Here is a 21,164-nt window from a genome sequence, read left to right as displayed (position 1 = left end):
TTTATATTTATCAAAGTCAAAATTAATCTACTCTGTGAAATATTGATATTGATCGAGAATACAATACTTGTCAGCGATTACACTTTCTTGTGCCAGAGTCTCAAGTCACGTTTATCTTCATTATCTAAATTTAGTGGTAATCGTGGTAATAAATCAAAAATCACCACCAATTGCTAACCATCTAACATGATACGGGCTTTTACTTGAGGCAACTTCCAGATGAAATATACTGGAATTATTGACAACATTAATAAGACTAACTGCTCCGCTTCATTGAGTGGCAATAGTTGTAATAAATAAACAATAACTGCTGAACCACTCATTTGTACAAATCCTAATAGCGCTGAAGCTGAACCTGCTTTTTCACCAAAAGGTGCTAGAGCTTGTCCTGCACAAGCTCCCATCAGTAATGAAAAACCAAGTGAACTGATCATTATTGGTAACATAAAAGCGGCAGGCGTTTGCCAAGTTAATAACGTTAACATTAACAATCCGGCGACAATCAGCAAAACCATACCAAAACCTATGGTCACCCGGGCACCAAATTTAACTAAAACCTGAGGAGCCAAAAAACAAGCGACAATATTAATGACAGCATTGAGACTAAACCAATAAACAAAGCTTTGCTGATCTAACCCCAATCTCACCATTAACCAAGCAGGTGAACTCGTTACATAGGCAATAATAATTGCCATTGATAACATTACTACTAAAGCATTAAAAAGAAAGACAGGGTGTTTCGCCACCGTAATAAAATGCCCCAAGCTGATAAGATTTTTAGAGGGTATGGTATGTGTGGGCCTGGTTTCTTTGAGGGTAAAAAACAAAATCAAACCGGCAAAAACAGCATATCCTGTCATAAATTGAAAGTTACTTCGCCAGCCAAAATACTCGGTTAAAACATTACCCAGTAATGGTGCAAGCGCAGGAATACAACATATAGCACTGTTTAAATAAGAGTACATCACGCCACTTTCTATTGCGTTGTATTTATCACGGACACTGGCAAAGGCCGCTACAACAATGGCGCAAGCACCAAAGCCTTGTACTAAACGACTAAGGAGGAAAAACGCTAAGTTATCTGCATAAGCACAAAGAAGAGAAGCCAAGCCATAAATAATTATACCAGCCATCGCAACGGGGCGACGACCATATCTATCGGCGAGTGGGCCACTTATCAGTTGACCAAAGCCCATACTTAGAATGAATATCGTTATGCTCCATTGAATTTCTTTCATGGGAACAAGAAGTTCTTCAGCCATAATGGGTAAAGCGGGTAAAAATATATCTATGGCTAAGGGGCTAAAAATAACCATTAAAATCAGCAGTGGTAAAAGTTGTCTATTTGTCATTTCAGTCTCAATAATGATGGCTGCCTAGTATAAGATATTGGCGTTATTAGCAGAAGTGAATTATCGTTAATTTAATGAAACTAAACAGCATTTCGCTTTAACTATACTTGTTAGTTAATTGTTTGGTGAAAATATCTTTAAGTAGAGTTAATTCATTAGTTCGGACATAGTTAAGTCTAATGATTAAGACAATGGTGCGGTGTGGCCCGGGTTCATTTACATGAATCGCCCGAAGTTCTGACTCGTTCAAGGTCAATGGCTCTAAGGCTATCTGTGGCAAAAGCGTTGTACCAAGTTTTCCTGCCACCATTTGTATCAAAGTATGAGGACTCGCCGAGTCAACATCAGTGTCTTGCTTTTTGTGTGAAGGCTGCAAGCGATAAGCTGCTATGGCATGACCTTTTAAGAAATGGCCTTCTTTTAACAACATCAGCTTATCAATTTCTAACGCTTCACTGGTAATTCCCTGAACTTTTTTTGGACACTGATCCTTATGACAGACCCAATAAAAGCCTTCTTGCCAAAAATTGAAACTGATCAATCCCTCAATAGAGTAGGGTAATGCAAGAATATCGGCATCAATTTCACTGGCAGGTACCTTTTCAACAAGTCTATGTGATAGGTCTTCAATAATTTTTAATTGAAAATATTAAACCAGTCATTATGTAAAATAGAACATTATCTTCAATTTAATCAACTATTCAATTCTCCTTATTGTTCTTATGCTAACGATGACATTTTATAAACCCATTATTATAAAAAAGGACTGCACATGTTTAATAAAACCCTTCCGATTGCTGCGGCAATCTCTGTTGCTTTATCTGCAATGGTAATACCTACAACTGCATTCGCGGCCAATGAAGCAAAAACCAATCAGTTTTGGTGGCCAGATATGTTAAATCTTAGCCCCTTACGCCAGCATAGCGCTGAATCTAATCCATACGGCGAACAATTCAATTATGCTGAAGAATTTGCCAGTCTTGATTTAACCCAACTTAAAAAAGATATTCAAACCACACTAACTGACTCAAAATCTTGGTGGCCTGCAGATTGGGGGCATTACGGCCCATTAATGATCCGCATGGCTTGGCACAGTGCTGGTGTGTATAGAGTACATGACGGGCGCGGCGGTTCGTCGGGTGGGCAACAACGTTTTGAACCCCTTAATAGTTGGCCTGATAATGCTAACTTAGATAAAGCGCGTCGATTATTATGGCCGGTTAAACAAAAATATGGTCGTAAAATTTCTTGGGCTGATTTGATGGTGCTTTCGGGCAATGTAGCGCTAGAATCGATGGGTTTTAAAACCTTTGGTTTTGCTGGTGGCAGAACGGATGATTGGGAACCTGATTTAGTTTATTGGGGATCTGAAACGACCATGCTTACTGATAAACGTCGCGATAAAAAGGGTAAATTGAAAGGTCCTCTTGCTGCAGTAGAAATGGGCTTGATTTATGTTAATCCAGAAGGGCCCCATGGTAAACCTGATCCTCTCTTAGCTGCTCAAGACATCAGAATGTCATTTGGTCGTATGGCGATGAATGATGAAGAAATTGTTGCTTTAAGCGCTGGTGGTCATACTTTTGGTAAGGCACATGGAGCGAAAAAACCCAGTGATTGTGTTGGTTCAGAGCCCGCAGCCGCTGATATTGAAGCACAGGGTTTAGGCTGGAAAAACAAATGTGACAGCGGTGTTGGCGCAGATACGATAACCAGTGGCTTAGAAGGTGCTTGGACAACGACACCAACACAATGGTCAACGAATTACTTAGACAACCTAATGAACTTCAACTGGGTTCTAACGAAAAGCCCTGCTGGAGCTAAACAGTGGACACCTGAAAACAAAGCTGCGGTTAACTTAGTACCGGATGCCCATATCCCTAGTAAACGTAATGCACCCATTATGTTTACTACAGATCTTGCTCTAAAAGAAGACCCTGAGTTTCGTAAAATTGTTGAACGTTTTAGAGCAGAGCCTGAAGCATTTGAAAAAGCTTTTGCTCGAGCTTGGTTTAAATTAACACATCGTGATATGGGACCTCGTGCAAGATACGTGGGCAGTGAAGTGCCGAGTGAAGTGCTAACATGGCAAGACCCTATTCCTTCGGTCAACTATCAACTGATTACCAAGCAAGATATTGCTGAGCTGAAAAAGCAAATTACACAGTCAGATTTAACTACTGCTGAGTTAGTGAGAACGGCTTGGGCTTCAGCGTCGAGTCATCGTGTCACCGATATGCGCGGCGGTGCTAATGGTGCTCGCATTAAACTAGAGCCACAAAATAGTTGGACGGTTAATAATCCAGCCGAACTTAATAAAGTATTAACAACACTTGAAGTTATTCAAGCTAAATACAATAAGCAATCAGCTAAAAGGCAAGTATCACTAGCAGACTTAATCGTATTAGGTGGCGCAGCAGCTATTGAAAGTGCAGCCAAAAAAGCAGACACAACAGTAGCTGTCCCCTTTATGCCTGGCCGTGCTGATGCAACACAAGCACAAACTGATGTTAAATCATTTAATTATTTAGCACCAAAAGCGGATGGCTTTCGTAATTTTTATACGGATGAAAGTTACCTATCGCCAACAGAGATGTTAGTGGATAAAGCCAATTCTCTTGGTTTAAATGTCCCTGAAATGACGGTGTTGGTTGGCGGTATGCGAGCACTTGATGCAAACTATGATGGTTCATCTTTTGGGGTGTTCACAAATACTCCTGGTGTCTTAACGAATGATTTCTTTGTAAATTTATTAGATATGTCTACCGTGTGGACTAAAGATGAATCTACAGCTGGAATTTATATCGGTGCTGACCGCGCTTCAGGCAAGGTAAAGTGGCAAGCGACACCGGTTGATCTTATCTTTGGCTCGAGCTCTGAATTAAGAGCCATTGCCGAAGTGTATGCCTCAGATGATGCTGACAAAAAGTTTATTAATGACTTTATTAAGGCCTGGGTTAAAGTGATGCAATTAGACCGCTTTGATTTAAAGTAAGCTTGTTTATTTTTAAACTATATCGCTAATACGGCTAAGGCTGTATTAGCTTTTTTTAGCAATAACATCTTATAAAAAAGGTAAAGTCTACAACAGACTTTACCTTTACATACGAGTTTTAGGTTAACAGACTATAAGTAGGTTTTTAAAAAGCTTAAGTACTTATTAGATGCTTCAATGCGATTAGCTTTTTTACTAAAGCCGTGACCTTCATCGTCAAAGACCAAATAGTCAACGAAAGTCCCACCGCTTCGAATAGACTCAACCATTTCATCACTTTCAATTTTTAATACTCTAGGGTCATTTTTACCTTGTACAACAAGTACCGGACTTTTGACTTTATCACCGAAGAATACTGGAGAAATACTGCGTAAACGTTCTCTATCTGTACTGGGATCTCCTAACTCATCATAAAGAGACTGTCTAAATGCCTCCCAGTAGGGTGGAATACTTTCTAGCGTTCTGACCCAATTAGTGACACCAAAGATATTGACACCGACAGTAAATTCATCGGTAAATGCCATTGCGGCCATGGTTAAATAGCCACCGTAACTTCCGCCAATAACCCCTATTCTATCTTTGTCGACCCAATCTAAAGTCTGTAAATAATATTTATTATAGACAACATCTTTTAAATCATGGTCACCGTGCTTCTTATCATCTAAATGAAAGAAGGTTTTACCATAGCCACTTGAACCACGGTTATTTATTCTAAAAATAGCGTAGCCGTTATTGACCAAATGCTGAATGGTAGCGGAATAACCCTTACGACTTTGACCTCCTGGGCCTCCATGTATCCATACTAAAGCGGGGACTTTTTGTGTAGCGGCTTGTTTGGGTTTATATAAAATCCCAGGAATTTCTAAACCATCAAAACTTTTAAAGCGGACAATTTCGCCAACAACTAAGTTCTCTTCAATAATATTAGGATTACCTGTGTTAGTTAAGCGCTTAATACGCTTTGATCCTAATTGATGAACATAGAGGTTAGAAGGCGACGTATCTGAATTGATATAAAAAATAACTAAACTGGCATCAGCTGAAAAGTTTACGCCACGTAAATCGCCACTGGGCAATTTAGGAAGTGTTAACGGTTGTTTTATTTTCAGGTCGATAATTTCTATTTTAGTTTGCGCATCGGCATTAACACCAGTGACTTTATAACGGCCATCTTTAGAGAAGTAAGTGAAACTAACGTCCCAATCTGCAGCGTAGTTTAGTGCTTGTGTTTTTGCTTTTATATCATAAGCCCAAGCCTGTTTATATTCGCCAAATTCGTCTGTTGAATATATCAGCCGCTTACTATCACGAGTAAAAGTGTAGGCACTGTGTTCAACATCACCTTGATGCTCAGTTATAAGTGCAGTTAACTCGTCTGCTTTATTTAAGTCGGCTAAATATAAGTTGGAGTCTGCATTGCTATTCGTTTTACTCAAAGCAATATACTGACCATTTGGGCTGATAGTTTCGACTGAATAGCCGGCAGCATTTTGATAAATAAGCTCCCTTGAATAATCATCATTTTGATAACGGTATACATCAAAAAACTTAGGGTCCCTTTCATTAGAGGCAACAAAAAACTGTTTATTATCTTCATGCCAACCAACAAAATAAGCTTTTAAGTCTTTACCTGGGGTAAGGTCTTTTATGCTGCCTGATAATTCTCTTACATATAAATGATCTAATTCGTCACCGCCCTTGTCTGCGGTATAAAGAATTCTGTCGTCTTTAGGAAACCAACTTACTGCAAAAACAGAGTCAACTGTTGACTGAGTTAACTGTATTGGGGCTGAGCCATCAAGTGGCATTTTGTAGGCATTAAAAATACCTGTTTTATCATTACTGATCAAAACCGCACTGGCATCAGCATTAATTGATGAGCCAGAGACTGAGGTTGTTTTAAAGAACTCTTCTGCGCTATAGGTCTCAAAGACAGGTTTTTTTTCTTCGATAACGGCTTGTTTAGCTACTTCTTCGACGGGTTTAGAACAGGCAAAGAGTAATAGTCCTGTGCAAATTATTGTAATCAATAGCGGAAACTTTATCATGGGTGAAATCCTTTTGTTGCGATGATCAAGAAACTAAGTCAGTTGCTTGTTTTTTGTTCTATACCAGTATAGTGCATAAAATAAAGATTACAGATACGTTAATCAATGATGACAAAGTAGTAAAAATATAAACGTTAACAAGCGACATTTATTCATATAAATTTCACTTTATTTAACCCGTTTTAGCGTAACACCTAACCAAGCGTTCGATATTAGCTATGCCAAACAAGACCTGAATACAGCTAATACAAAAACGGGGCAACTAATTTATTGATTTTCCTAGCCATCAATAGGGTATGTCGTATACCTTAGTAGTATTCAAATACTGATGAGAAATAACCTTGCAACCCATTATTAAAATCACAGATGTTAACAAAGTATATGCGGGTGGTTTTCAAGCACTTAATAATATTAACTTATCAATAAAACCTGCTGAAATCTTTGCCTTGCTAGGACCAAACGGCGCAGGTAAAACTACACTGATCAGTGCTATTTGCGGCATAGTTGATGCCACGTCTGGGCAAATCACCGTTGATGGCAAAGATATCGTCACCGGTTACCGACATACCCGAAGTCTTATTGGCTTAGTACCACAAGAGTTAACCACTGACGCCTTTGAAACAGTATGGACAACAGTTTCATTTAGTCGAGGTTTATTCGGCAAAAAACCGAATCCAGCTTTTATAGAAAAAACGCTAAAATCATTATCACTTTGGGATAAAAAAGATAACAAGATGATTGAGTTATCCGGTGGTATGAAACGACGAGTGATGATAGCTAAAGCGCTCTCTCATGAACCTGCTATTTTGTTTTTAGATGAACCAACCGCAGGTGTCGATGTAGAGCTGCGCAAAGATATGTGGCAACTGGTTAGAGAATTACGCAACGACGGTGTCACCATTATTTTAACGACACACTATATTGAAGAGGCTGAGGAAATAGCAGACCGTATTGGTGTGATCAAAAACGGCCAGCTCATTTTAGTTGAAGATAAAATAGCGTTAATGAATCAATTGGGTAAAAAGCAATTGATCCTCGATTTAAAAGAACCGTTAATTGAAATGCCTGCGCAATTGACTGATTTTAATTTACAGCTACAAAATGAAGGGATGCAATTAATTTATAGTTACGACACCACCAATGAACACACAGGAATATCTGCTTTACTTCAGCAATTGTCATTAGCGGGTATTGCTTTTAAAGATATCAAAACAGATCAAAGTTCGTTAGAAGATATATTTGTTTCATTAGTAAGGGAAAAAACATGAATCGTTATGCTGTTGCGGCTATTTACAAGTTTGAAATGGCCAGGACTAAACGTACTATTTTTCAAAGTATTATTTCTCCAGTGATTTCGACGTCACTTTATTTTGTTGTTTTTGGTTCTGCCATTGGCTCTCGAATTACTGAAATAGATGGCGTGAGCTACGGTGCTTTTATTGTTCCTGGGTTAATTATGCTCTCGTTATTAACACAAAGTATTTCCAACGCCTCATTTGGTATTTATTTTCCTAAATTTACCGGCACTATTTATGAACTACTTTCTGCTCCGGTATCTTCCTTTGAGGTGCTGCTCGGTTATGTCGGTGCGGCAGCGACAAAATCTATTTTGCTAGCATTGATTATTCTCGCAACAGCACATTTCTTTGTGCCTCTGGAAATAGCCCATCCATTTTGGATGTTGTTCTTTTTAGTGATGACCGCTATAACCTTTAGTTTGTTTGGTTTTATTATTGGCATCTGGGCAGATAATTTTGAGAAACTACAAGTGATCCCACTTATTGTTATTACGCCTTTGGTTTTCTTAGGGGGCACTTTTTATTCTGTCAGTATGCTGCCGCCGTTTTGGCAAACAGTAACGCAATTTAACCCAGTTTTTTATTTGATTAGTGGCTTTCGATGGAGTTTTTATGAAGTGGCTGACGTAAGTTTACTAACAAGCTTTTTTGTGATGAGTGGCTTTTTAGCTTTTTGCTTATTAGCGGTTACTTGGATATTTAAAAGTGGTTATCAGATAAAACAATAATAGAGATAGGCTGTTTAAACTGTTTAATTAAAAGTTACTAAAGGTTTTGTCCATTATGTACGACCTTTAGTGCTTTGTTTAGGCGATAAAATATAGGGTTACTTTGCCAATTAACAATACGGTTAAGCCAAATCCTATATTCAACACGAGTTCACTCTTGAGTAACATTTTTAGTGTTTTCATAAAATCTCTCCACTTATTCGAATAACTTTATTCTCTCCTCAACATTAATTATTATTAATAGATAGTGTCGAGAAGTTATTATTAAGTAGTACGAGATGTGTTGGATGATGGTTTACTTTCAATTAAAACTAAATAAATTAATGATGAGATAATGCGAACTGATTAAGTCAGTCTTTCATTAAATGCCTAACGCTGACTACTTGCTGATAAATGCTATAGTTTCACTTAATATTCATTGGGCGATAAAAACGAGTCAATAATATTTAAGCTGTTATCTGTTAATAAAGTAATGAATTTTATATCTTAGCTGACGGTAAAAATATTGGATTTACTGTCTATTTTGGGAAGAGTCATCATCGCTGAAAGATTTTTACATCGCTAGATTCTGTTTTTGTTGCGGGGATTAAAAGGGGTTATTTAAAAGTTACTAAAGGCTTTGTCCATTATGTACGACCTTTAGTGCTTTTCTTAGGCGATAAAATATAGGGTTATTTTGCCAATTAACAATACGGTTAAGCCAAATCCTATATTCAACACGAGTTCACTCTTGAGTAACATTTTTGATATTTTCATAAAACCTCTCCGCTTATTCAAATAAGTCTATTAAAACGAGATAAAAGGGCTTAGCAATGTAAACCAGAACCCTTTTTATTTTACTAACAATTAATGTAAAACTTAGCTAATTAAAACACAAGCTAAGTTTTATTTTTTTATCAACACTATTCATTATGACCGAAAGTAATATTATCAAAATAGCTTACGGTATCTGCAGCTCTGCCGTCAGTAAATTCAGGGAAAACTATCACCGAGTCAATATTAATGGTTTCAGCCATACCAATACGGCTAGAAAAGTCAAAAGTAAGCTCTTCCCATTCATTGATTTTAGTATTAGGTACCTTGATTTCTGCTTGTGCCGCAGCGCCTACAGAGAACTTTAATGCCACATCACTGATAACAGACTTATAAACCATTATTTTAACAATGCTATTGGTTGCGTCCATCGTAAATGGTGTGGTATTGGCCGCCGTTGTTTCAGTACCAGCCCATGGCTGACCTGCCATTCTAGCGGTAAACATAGCAACTGTTGTTGAGTCATTCACTGTTGATGAAGCCGGGTTAGCAACAAATTCGAGTGCAGGGTTATCATCATTTTCAAATACCGCCCAAACAAAATCACTGCCTAAACCTGTGGCTTCAAAGTCATATGGAGTTCCAACGGCAACAAAGTTACCTGCAGAGACTTCTTCAGCAGCAGGGGTGGTAAAATCATCAAAGTAGAAAGTCCAGTTAGCGGCATCGCTCGCGGCATCGCCCATCACGCCATTATCAAAAATTAGGGTAAGTCTGGTTTCACTTGTACTAGTCGCGCCAGTAAAATCAAAGTTCAACTCTTCCCATCCTGAACCAGTATGGTTTGCTGTTCTTTCTGCATCCATATCGTCAAATTTAACTAAAACGGGTACAGCACGCGAAGCCCAAACTTTCATGGTAATCATGCTATTAGCTGGAATTGCCGCTGGTGTAGCCAATGTCATTGTTGAACCACCCCAAGTTTGGCCCGCAGATTTTGTCATTTGACCCACTTGAGCGCTGGTATTAATACCCGTTGCATCTGGGTTGGCTAGCACAACGGCTGCACCTCCATCAAAATCATTAAAGGTGTAGCTTTGTGGATCAGCTTCAAAATCAGTGGTACTTGTAGAGCCACCACCTACGACTTCTTCTTCAGCGGTTGCAGGTGTTGTTATTTCGTCATAATAAAAGGTCCAATCTGCCGCGTTTCCTTCTGCGTCGCCCATAGTGCCTAAATCAAATATTACCGTAACGCTGTCTAAGGCGCCGGTTACATCATCTGCAAAATCGTAACTAAGATTTTCCCAGCCAGTGCCTGCATGATCCATTGATATTTCTTTATTAATGCCTTCAAGTTTAAATAACACAGGTACTGCACGCGCCGACCAAACTTTCATTGTGAAGGTGTTATCTTCCGCAGCCAAGGTTAATGCTGTAGGCAAGGTTAATGTACTGCCTCCCCAAGGTTGTCCAGCCAATTTTTGCATTTCTACGACTTGGTTGCTGGTATTTATGCCCATTGCTTGTGGATTAGCCATCACAGTTGACATGCCGCCATCAAAATTATTGAAAGCATAGGTCTCTGCAGCACCTTCAAAAGCAATCATATTACGGGTGTTTTCAACTGCAGCGTCAGCAACGGTAATGGTAAATGTTTGCATTGTATCTACAGTGCCATCATTCACTGTTAAGGTGATTTCTGTAGCAGCAACATCACCCGATGCCGGTGTGCCTGACAATATGCCTGTACTGTCATCAAACGTTAACCAAGAAAGCGCGCCTGGGACAGTTGTTGACATTGTCAATGTATCGCTGTCAGCATCGGTTGCCATAAGTGTGTAGGAGTATGACTCACCAACAGTAGCACTTGTAACGCCAGTACTTGTAATAACAGCAGCATTGTTAGCTTGTGCTTGAACAGTGACTGAAACAGTAAAGGATTGAGTGATTTCATCAGTTCCATCACTTACGGTTAAAGTAATTGCCGTATCTCCGGCATCACTATCCGCTGGCGTACCCGTTAAGCTTCCGGTTGCACTATCAAACGTTAACCAAGCGGGTAAATTTGTGGCTGACATTGTTAAAGTGTCACCATCGGCATCGGCAGCGACTAGTGAGTAGCTATAAGTGGAACCTGATTCAATTGTTGTGACCGCTGTGCTGCTAATAGTTGGTGCGGAGTTAACTTCTATAACGTCAGCAACTTTATCATCGCTTGAACTTCCCCCACATGCAGATAAAGCTAAACCTAGGCTTAGGACGATTATGTTTTTGTTGAAGCTTTTTTTATTTTTTATATTAGTCATTTAGATCCCCTATAAACTGTTCAATTGTCATTTGATTATTTGCAGTATTGGCAATATAAAACCAAGCTTGTGTCGTTATACTTAGGTTTGTATATAGCAGCCGTGCTGCTTAGTTGAAGGTACTCACTTGGCTAATTAAATAGCCAAACTTGTTCTTCTTTTATTATTTTATGATGCATTTCTAGTTAAATTTAACTGAGATTAATCGTAGAAAAGCCAAAAATAAACTACAGTAAAAAGTGATACAAACAATCAGGAAACGGTGAGTCGTCCCTAATTTCATGGTCAAGTGGGTTTTTATTAAATTTTGCACTGTAATCGGGCTTTTATTGAGCGATTTGACTTTAAAGTGTACGGATTTGTTGGTGTAAGGAGATAAATAATAGCTTTTATCCGCTAATTGTTAGCGGTGTTTTACACGTGATGGGCGATTTTATCGGGCAATTAACCCTTAATATAATACGGAGTATTTATTAGTGTGATGGCAAGATACTAAGGTTGAACACTTATCAATTGGGTGTTTTTTGGTGTTAATTATTAAAAAGCTAATGGGTAAAGAGAGCACTGAGCTTAGTCTTTATCATATTATATAGATGATGACTCACCTTGCTTTAAAGTTGTATTAGCCTCTTAATACAAAACCCAAGTAAAGCGGTAATTATAAAAGCCAAAAAGGTCATCAAAAAAAGTCGTTTGACCCTGTTTTGTCCATTTCAACTTTGCACTATCCCATCTGACCGTATTTAAATGCTAATTAGTAAATCGTTGTGCTAAAAGATATTTAGTTAATAACAGTATTTTGTTTACGATTGTATTTGTATTCACGTGAGCTTTGTAGATAAAAGTAGCGTATAGACATTATAAAAATGATTATAAATATTTGATTTGGATATCTCTAGGGGAGAAGACATGAAAACTAAAAGCAGTGTTAAATTTAAAACACAAGGCTTGGCCGCGTTAATAGGGCTAACGGTTACGTTAGGACTTGCTGGCTGTGGTGGTGCAGCCACCGAAACTAAACCAGATATTATTGATCCACAACAACCTGTCTCTGATTGGAAAATGGTGTGGAATGATGAGTTTGATGCAAGCACAATAAACAGTCAAAACTGGACGCATGAAGTTAACTGTGACGGTGGTGGTAACCAAGAGAAACAATGTTACACCGACAGCGCTGAAAACTCATATATACAAGATGGCATATTAAACATTGTAGCCTTACCCGCAGCCGAGGGCGCCGCTTTACCTTACACATCAGCACGTATGATGACGCGTTACAAAGCCGATTTTAAATATGGACGTATGGAAATGCGTGCAAAAGCGCCTTCAGGACAAGGTAGCTGGCCCGCATTTTGGATGATGCCTACCGATGAAGAATATGGCGAATGGCCACGTTCGGGTGAAATTGATATCTTTGAATCAGTTAACTTAGGTGTAGCGAGAGAAGACGGTACCGCAGAAAACCATGTTTACGGAACACTTCATTATGGTAAAAGCTGGCCTAACAATTCTCAATCAGGACAAGCTTATAGCCTAGCAAGTGGCGCTAACCCAGCTGATGATTTTCACACTTACGCCATTGAGTGGCAAGAAGGTGAAATTCGCTGGTACATGGATGACCATTTATATGCAACACAGCGACAATCCAAAATTCGCTACAACTCTAAAGATGAAGCAGTAGGCTTAGCACATCGAGGTTGGTTTACTGAATACTACGACCAATTATCGGGTGAATTAAAAACCTATTGGAGCAAGGCTCCTTACGACAAAGAATTTTATTTAGTACTTAACTTTGCTGTTGGTGGCACTTGGCCTGAAAATGTTAATAACTTAGGTGTTGATGCCACAGCTTTTGGTGCAGATAACAAATTTGAAATTGACTATGTACGTGTTTACCAATGTCAGCAAAATATTGATACCGGTAAAGGCTGTGAAACAGTAAGACCTGGTTACGATAGTTTAGAAGATGGTCTAATTGAAGGTAAAGCGCCAGTTCCATTGCCTCCAAGTGATGGTGTTGCTAAAAACCTAGATATTTTTAACGGTACTTTAAATGCTAACTGGATTGCTTGGGATTGCTGTGGTGGTACTTCTCCTGCAATTATCGCTGATGCCGATAAAGGCGATGCTGTTCAATTTAATATTAATGATAACAATGGCACCGTATTAGGTTTTTCAACGCGAGGCGGACATTTTGGCGATGATTTTTCTGGTGAGTCTAGCCCATTTGATGCATCACCATTAGTTGATTTAAATGGTACTTTGTCATTTGAAATGAAAGTGGTTACCCCACCATCTTCTGCGACTACTTGGTTATTAAAAGTCGAAGCCGGTGACGGCGGACCTAATACTGGCGATGTTGCGCTTAACACCAGTAATGAAGGTGCAGATCCTGTTGTGGGTCAATGGCAAACTTATACATTCCCATTATCAGTCTTACAAGACGCAGGTCTAGATCTTAGTGCAATTGATGTGGTGATGATATTCCCAGCTTGGCAAACAGGCGAAGGTGCTGAATATTTAATTACTAATATCGCGATTGAAGGTGACGTTGGTGGAGCGCCTGAATTAGTGGTCTTTACCGATGACGAAAATCCAAGCTGGCCAATGTGGGATTGTTGTGGCGGTTCTATGCCTACTGTTGAGTTAGACGATGATGCTCACGGTAACGTAGCTGAATTTTCTATCGGTGGTCAGCCAACTGTAATGGGCTTTATTTCAAGAGCTGATAATACAGATTCACCTGCGCCATTTGATGCCTCTGCGATTCTTTCTAACGGTGTAATTCAATTTGAAATGAAAGTAACGGCTATGCCTGGTGATGCGGCTTGGATGTTTAAAGTTGAAGCGGACAATAATGCTACTTTTGCAGAACTTACCTTAACTGACTCTGTTGAAGGTGTTTCACCGGCTCTAGATCAATGGCAAACCTATACTTTTAACTTATCTGACTTAGCAAATGCTGGTTTAGATGTCAGTGCGATTGATGTCTTAATGGTTTTCCCTGCATGGGGTGCTGGCGAAGGTGCTATTTACCGTTTAGATAACGTTAAAATTTATGACCCAACAGCAACAACTGTCAACAATGATGTTTTATTTGCTGATGCACCTGCTACAGGTTGGTCAATGTGGGATTGTTGTGGTGGTACAACACCAACACTTGAAAACGATGATACCGCTCATGGCGTAACGGCTGAATATGTTATTGGTTCACAGCCAACGGTTGTTGGGCTTGATGCTGAAGATGGTGTTTTTGTTGATGCATCAGCTATCTTAGCCAACGGTGTGGTGAAATTTGATGTTAAAGTTGTTACACCACCAAACGATGCGGCAAGTGTTTGGATGTTTAAAATCGAGTCAAATAAAGCCGAAACTTTTGCAGAGCTTCCTTTAACAGGCAGCACAGAAGGAAAAGCACCGACTACGGGTGAATGGCAAACCTACACATTCCCACTGCAAACATTATTTGATGCGGGTTTGGATATTAGTCAGATAGATGTATTAATGATTTTCCCTGCTTGGGGAACTGGAGAAGGGGCTGTTTTTCGTCTTGACAATGTGATGATAACGGCACTGTAACCACGATATTAGCAAAGGTTGAGCGGCTTTAACCAGCCGCCGTCATTAAAACTAATTTTAAGAAAGTAGGGTAACCATGAAACATTCAATTTTTAATAAAAAGCGCCTAGCCGTTTGTATATCAGCGGTTTTAGCTACCGGTTTGAGCAGTCAGCTTTATGCCGAAGAAGCAGTAACAGATAAAGTCAATAATAGTGAAAAAGACGCTGCGATAGAAGTTATTCAAGTAACTGGTATCATGAGCAGTTTATCACGTTCAATGGCGGTAAAAAGAAACGCTTCTGGCGTTGTCGACGTCATATCTGCTGAAGATATGGGTAAATTTCCAGACACTAACTTAGCCGAGTCATTACAACGTATTACCGGTGTTTCGGTCAGTCGTTCTAATGGTGAAGGCAGCCAGATAACCGTGCGCGGTTTTGGTCCAGAGTTTAACCTAATTACACTTAACGGTCGTCAAATGCCGGGTACGGGTAATTCACGTTCATACAGTTTAGAAAATTTGTCTTCTGATGGTGTCAGTGCTATCGAAGTACATAAAACTGCGCGTGCAGAAAACCCAAGTGGTGGTCTTGGCGCGACAGTTAATATTATTACCATGAAGCCTTTTGCTAGCCCAGGTGAGAAATTTGTTCTTTCAGGAAAAGGCATTTATGACTCGTCTAATGTTGAAGGTGATGATGTAACACCAGAATTTTCAGGCTTATACAGTAATACTTTTGCTGATGACACCTTTGGTTTTGCTTTGTCGTTCTCTCATCAACAACGTGACTTTCAACAACAATCGGCAAATATTCAAGGTTGGCAGTTTCAGCCAGACGCGCAGCTTCCGACTTTAGATGATGACAAAGTCATTGATAATCGTGATGCAAATGCGGCAGCGGGTGCTTTTTTCCCTCGTGATATGAACTATGGTATTGCTAATGTTGAGCGTGAAAGAACCAATGCCAATGTTACTTTCCAATATGCGCCTATTGAAAGTGTGATAATGACACTTGATTATACGATGGGAGAGTCAACAACGGGCAATAATTCTATTGGTTGGGGTCAATGGCACGATTTTGGTGGCAACATTGATGCTTACGAATTAGATGAAAATGGTACGGTTATTTTTGCCGACTTGTCTGGTAACGATGGCTCTTATACGGCCAATCGAAATACAACTGAAACAAATGAAAGCTCATTAGGTTTTAATGTTGAATGGCGACCGTCAGATGACTTTGTTTTTTCAGTCGATTATCATAGCTCAGAAAATAAAGCTGATAATGGCAAAGATAAAGGCATGAATGGCACGGGATCATTAGTTTTTGGTTCAGATCAATTAGTTAATAAACATTATGACTTCAGACAAGGTGATATTCCACAAGGGACAATCTTCTGGAAAAATGGCTCTACAACGCTTGCACCTAGTGAAATAGATTCACATTTTAGCCAATTTGAGCATACTCCTGGAAAGTCTGAAATTGATCAACTGCAAATCGATGGTTCATGGGAAAACCCAGATGACTCGCCATTAAAGTCAGCTAAGTTTGGTGTTGCTCGTACTGAGCAAACCATGGGTGGCTCACGTTCATGGAGTGGCCTGATTGGTGGTTTCTTGTTTAACCCCAATTATTCAGCGGCATTTCCTGATGGCATGTTTGAGTACAATACAACCGATGGCTTTTTGGATGAATTTTCAAATGGCGACAACCCTATGGGTGCTGGATACTATTATAGTTTTGACTTTGATGAAGCGGTTGCTCGTTCAGCGTATTATTTAAACAGTGATGTATTAGGCGATGACTTTTTTAGTACCGACGCCTACCGTCCTGGTAGTGTTCAATCACAATCTTCAGTAGATGAAGATACAACGAGTGTTTATGCGTCGTCTTTATTTGAGTTTGAAGTTGCTGAATTACCCGTGCAGGTGAATGTTGGTTTTAGATATGAGCAAACCGATGTAACTAGTAATGTCTTGCAACCTATACCTACCGAAGTTTGGTGGAAAGGTGGCAGTGAGTGGCTTACTCAATATCAACCCGGTGAAAATACTATTTTATCGCTTGAAGGTGAGCATGATGTCTTTTTACCTATGATTGACGCCAAAATTGATCTTAGCGAGGAACTTGTTGCCCGTGCATCTTGGGGGAAAACGATAGCTCGTGCTCCTTTAGGCAGCTTAGCTGGTGGCCGTTCATTAGGGGCAAGTACGCGTCCTAACTCTCGTATAGGTGGTGAAGGTAACACTAATCTTGACCCTTATGAGTCTACTAACCTTGATATTTCTTTAGAATATTATTACGCAGAAGGCAGTTATGCTGCTATTGGTTACTTTAGAAAAGATGTAAAGAATTTTATTAGTAGCCAAACAATAACGACATCAGTTGATGATATGCGTGATATTTATCAGGGACCACGTTGGAATCAAGCGGTATCTGATCTCGGTGGCACGCCAACCAGTGATGAAATTTTCGCACAAATGCAAGCTAATGGAGCGACGTTAAACGCTCAAGGCTTTATTGAACCAGCAGGTGATGATCCTTTAATGCAATGGGATATTACCCGTCCATTCAATGCCCCTGATGACAAGATGGTTGACGGCATAGAAGTCGCTGTTCAACATTTTTTTGGCGAGAGTGGTTTTGGTTTCGGTGCTAATGCGACGTTTGTTGATGGTGATGTTAAATTTGATGTTGATGACATAACTAAAGTTGATAGTGTTGCTGATTTAGAACCGCAAACACCACTAACCGGTTTAAGTGATTCGGCTAACTTTCAATTGTTTTATGAAAAAGAAGGTTTGTCAGTAAAAGTCACTTACGCTTGGCGTGACGAATACCTTATTGGTGTAGGACAAGCTCAAGGTTCTTCTGATGCGCCACCACAATTTGCTAAAGAGTTTGGTCAAGTAGATATGAGTATTAACTACGACATTGATGAAAACTTTACGGTATTTGTTGAAGGGTTAAATCTGAATAACGAAACTGAGCAATCTTTTGGTCGTTACGAAGAGCAGTTTTTATCCGCTAGACAATACGGTACTAGATATACTGTAGGTGTTCGTTACAGCTTTAAGTAAACCTGTAATCTAGTGAGTTTCAACTAATAGGCCTATATTGTTTTGCGATATAGGCCTTTTTTTTATTTTATAACCTTATATCTATAAGCTCGTTAGTCGAGTCAATAATCAAAAGAGACGTTTTATGTTAACAATTCGCGAAAAAATTGCTTATGGCTTGGGGGATACCGCCAGTAATATTATTTTCCAAACGGTAATGATGTTTCTGTTAATTTTTTATACTGATGTGGTGGGTATTTCGCCAGCTGTTGTTGGCACTATGTTTTTAGTGGTGCGTCTATTTGACGCGATAACTGATCCGCTGATGGGGGCACTTGCTGACCGTACTAGAACACGTTTTGGACAATTTCGACCTTATCTACTTTGGCTCGCTGTGCCGTTTGGCATTATTTCTATTATGGCATTTACTACGCCAGACTTGACGGGTAACGCTAAGGTTATATATGCCTTTGTTACTTATACCTTGTTAATGATGGTCTATACCGCAATTAATATCCCATATTCTGCGTTAGGTGGTGTTTTAACGACGCAGCCTGCTGAACGCGTATCAGTGCAAACTTATCGATTCGTTTTAGGAATGCTCGGTGGATTAATTGTTGCCGCAGGCACTTTGCCTTTAGTTGAGTATTTTGGTGATGGTGATAAAGCCAAAGGGTATCAGCTAACTATGGTCGCGATGAGCCTTTTAGGCGTGGCGATGTTTCTATTATGTTTTAGTGGTACTAAAGAACGTGTTTGCGTACCTGAAAATCAGCAAACATCCTTTTTCGACGATTTAAAAGCACTGTGGCAAAATGATCAATGGCGAATATTGTCGCTGGCAGGTTTATTTTTATTAACAGGCCAAGTATTAAGAGCCACATTAGCGATATATTATGTTAAATATGTGCTCGGTCTCGAAGCGCAAATTACTTTATTTATGTCGCTGGGCATGATTGGTAGCATTTTAGGCTGCGCTTGTGCTCAAGCTCTTGCAAAAAGAGTCTGCAAGATTAAGGCTTATATTAGTTTACAGCTCATCGCCGCTTTTATCTGTGTGATCAGTTATTTTGTCCCCAAAGATCAAGTAACCACCGCCTTTGCTTTGTTTTTTTTATGGAGCTTCTTTTTACAAATGGCAACGCCTTTGTTGTGGGCAAAGATGGCTGACACCATTGATTATGGTCATTGGAAAACGGGTGTTCGCATAACCGGCATGGTCTATTCTTCGGTGGTGTTTTTTATCAAATTAGGTGTCGCTTTTGGTGGCGCTTTCGCCGGTTGGTTACTCGCTTATTATGGCTATCAAGCAGACGTTGAACAAACAGAAACAGCTAAAGAGGGTATTTTACTATCATTCACTGTTTACCCCGCATTAGGTTCAATACTTGTTGCTTGGGTCATGCGAAAGTATGTGCTTAACAAAGAAAAAGTTGAACAAATACATTTAGCCTTAAAGACTCACGGGGCTTAGCCGCTATGTCAGAAGTGTCGTTTTTACCGCAAGGCTAGTCCATCTTGCCTTGTTTTGATTGCGATACATTCTAGTTCCCTTATTGTTGCTCTCAATATTGCTAATAAATAATGCTACGTAGCTGAGATGGCGTTATGAATTTGGAGCTTCAATACCATGAAGAATAAACAAAGTAACAAAAAATCATTGCTGGTCTTGGTTTTAATCTTGATCCCTATATTACTTATTGGCCGAGCACTGATAAGCGACGATGAAAGTTATCAGTCCGATGATGCTCATTTAGCTTCTGCTCATCAGGGCGACAAGCAAAGTGATCATAGTGAAAAAAATAACACGGTAGTTTGGGCAATTAATGTTGGTGGCAGTGAATATGTTGGTGTTGACGGTATAAGCTATCAAGCAGATCAATCGATAACTTCCGGTGATACAGGTACGATTGAAAATATCAAAGGCTCACAAGATAGTTTTATTTATCAATCTTTTCGCTTTGGTAATATTGGCATCAAGCAACCCATGGAAAATGGCCAATACGATATCATTTTTAAATTTGCTGAACCTGAAGATACTGCTATGGATGCCCGAGTCTTCAATGTTTTTGCTGAGGACAAGCTGGTTATTAGCGATTTAAATGTCAGGCTTGCTCGAGATGGTAAGCATATCTCGGCCTTAGCACGAGCTGTTTATAATGTTGAAGTGACCGATGGACAGCTAGATATAAACTTTGAAGCGATCAACGGGCAGCCAATCCTTAGTGCCCTAATTGTCCGTAAAAAAGAAATTGAGTCAAAGCAATGGCAATTAGTTTGGAGTGATGAATTTAATTATCAAGGTAAGCCAGATCCAAATAAATGGAGTTATGATATTTGGCCTGCTCGTAAGGTGAACAGTGAAGATCAAACTTACACCGATAACCTCAAAAATGTCCATGTAAAAGACGGTAATTTAGTGATCACCGCCTACAAAGAAAATTTAGATGATGCAAAATATACCTCTGGCCGTATTCACTCACAAGGTAAAGGCGACTTTCTTTACGGACGTGTCGACGTTCGAGCTAAGTTACCGGCAGGGCAAGGCACTTGGTCAGCTATTTGGATGTTGCCTAGTAATCCTTTTAAATATTCAAGCACCTGTCAAGAAAATGAAGATTGGCAAGGCAGTGCAACCTGTGATGCTTGGCCCAACTCGGGTGAAATAGACATCATGGAACACGTTGGTTACGACATGCAAACCATTCATGGCACCGTACATAATAAAGCTTATTATTGGGCGAATTGGGAACAACGAAAGGGCAGTATCGAAGGTCAAGATGTTGAAAAAGCCTTTCATCTTTACTCCGTTGAGTGGACGCCAGAGAGTATTACCGTATTGTTTGATAATGTGCCTTATTTCTTTTATAGCAATGAATCTAGCGGCTGGCGCGCTTGGCCTTACGATCATCCTTACCACGTTATTTTAAATCTCGCGATTGGCGGTATGTGGGGCAAAGCAGGTGGCCCGATAGATGACAGTATTTTTCCGGTATCAATGGAAGTTGACTTTGTCAGAATATTTAAACCCTTAAACCAGTAAACCGTAAATTTTAGAAATA

At 39.5% G+C, this 21,164-nt stretch carries 11 protein-coding genes; 7 read left to right on the top strand and 4 right to left on the bottom strand.

Annotation, left to right across the window (positions count from 1 at the left end):
• Window positions 1-173 precede the first annotated feature (173 nt).
• Both H4J75_RS05930 and H4J75_RS05925 read right to left on the bottom strand, forming a co-directional pair.
• Window positions 174-1,352, bottom strand: a complete 1,179-nt coding sequence (locus H4J75_RS05930; protein WP_182221606.1) for a multidrug effflux MFS transporter — start codon at window positions 1,350-1,352, stop codon at window positions 174-176.
• 97 nt (window positions 1,353-1,449) lie between these two features.
• Entirely contained in the window at window positions 1,450-1,983 is a 534-nt protein-coding gene (locus H4J75_RS05925) for a LysR substrate-binding domain-containing protein (protein WP_310733787.1), read from the bottom strand.
• Between the two features lie 141 nt (window positions 1,984-2,124).
• Here H4J75_RS05925 and katG point away from each other — a divergent pair, with 141 nt between their 5' ends.
• Window positions 2,125-4,347, top strand: coding sequence for a catalase/peroxidase HPI (katG, locus tag H4J75_RS05920; protein ID WP_182221605.1), 2,223 nt, complete (start codon window positions 2,125-2,127; stop codon window positions 4,345-4,347).
• A 131-nt stretch (window positions 4,348-4,478) separates the two neighbouring features.
• Here the strand turns inward: katG and H4J75_RS05915 are convergent, their stop codons facing one another.
• Entirely contained in the window at window positions 4,479-6,395 is a 1,917-nt protein-coding gene (locus H4J75_RS05915; RefSeq protein ID WP_182214907.1) for a S9 family peptidase, read from the bottom strand.
• A 341-nt stretch (window positions 6,396-6,736) separates the two neighbouring features.
• On the opposite strand from H4J75_RS05915, the gene H4J75_RS05910 reads away from it, so the two are divergent.
• Entirely contained in the window at window positions 6,737-7,663 is a 927-nt protein-coding gene (locus H4J75_RS05910; protein ID WP_182214908.1) for an ABC transporter ATP-binding protein, read from the top strand.
• Entirely contained in the window at window positions 7,660-8,421 is a 762-nt protein-coding gene (locus tag H4J75_RS05905; RefSeq protein ID WP_070374125.1) for an ABC transporter permease, read from the top strand. Before H4J75_RS05910 ends, H4J75_RS05905 begins: the two co-directional genes overlap by 4 nt.
• A gap of 902 nt (window positions 8,422-9,323) precedes the next feature.
• Here the strand turns inward: H4J75_RS05905 and H4J75_RS05900 are convergent.
• Complete coding sequence (locus H4J75_RS05900) at window positions 9,324-11,483, bottom strand: putative Ig domain-containing protein (protein ID WP_182221604.1); 2,160 nt, start codon at window positions 11,481-11,483, stop codon at window positions 9,324-9,326.
• 909 nt (window positions 11,484-12,392) lie between these two features.
• On the opposite strand from H4J75_RS05900, the gene H4J75_RS05895 reads away from it, so the two are divergent.
• The 4 genes from H4J75_RS05895 to H4J75_RS05880 all read left to right on the top strand — a co-directional run bounded on the left by H4J75_RS05895 (window position 12,393) and on the right by H4J75_RS05880 (window position 21,145).
• A complete protein-coding gene (locus H4J75_RS05895) occupies window positions 12,393-15,062 on the top strand; it encodes a glycoside hydrolase family 16 protein (protein WP_182221603.1) in 2,670 nt (889 codons plus the stop codon).
• A 76-nt stretch (window positions 15,063-15,138) separates the two neighbouring features.
• Complete coding sequence (locus tag H4J75_RS05890; RefSeq protein WP_182221602.1) at window positions 15,139-18,123, top strand: TonB-dependent receptor; 2,985 nt, start codon at window positions 15,139-15,141, stop codon at window positions 18,121-18,123.
• Window positions 18,124-18,247: 124 nt separating this feature from the next.
• Entirely contained in the window at window positions 18,248-19,576 is a 1,329-nt protein-coding gene (locus H4J75_RS05885; RefSeq protein WP_182221601.1) for a glycoside-pentoside-hexuronide (GPH):cation symporter, read from the top strand.
• A gap of 156 nt (window positions 19,577-19,732) precedes the next feature.
• Window positions 19,733-21,145, top strand: coding sequence for a malectin domain-containing carbohydrate-binding protein (locus tag H4J75_RS05880; protein WP_182221600.1), 1,413 nt, complete (start codon window positions 19,733-19,735; stop codon window positions 21,143-21,145).
• Window positions 21,146-21,164 lie beyond the last annotated feature (19 nt).

The organism is Colwellia sp. BRX10-1, assembly GCF_014077545.1.
Classification (GTDB): Bacteria; Pseudomonadota; Gammaproteobacteria; order Enterobacterales; family Alteromonadaceae; genus Colwellia_A.
The sequence above is the reverse complement of the archived record's forward strand: the minus strand, read 5'-3'. Positions and strand labels throughout refer to the sequence as shown.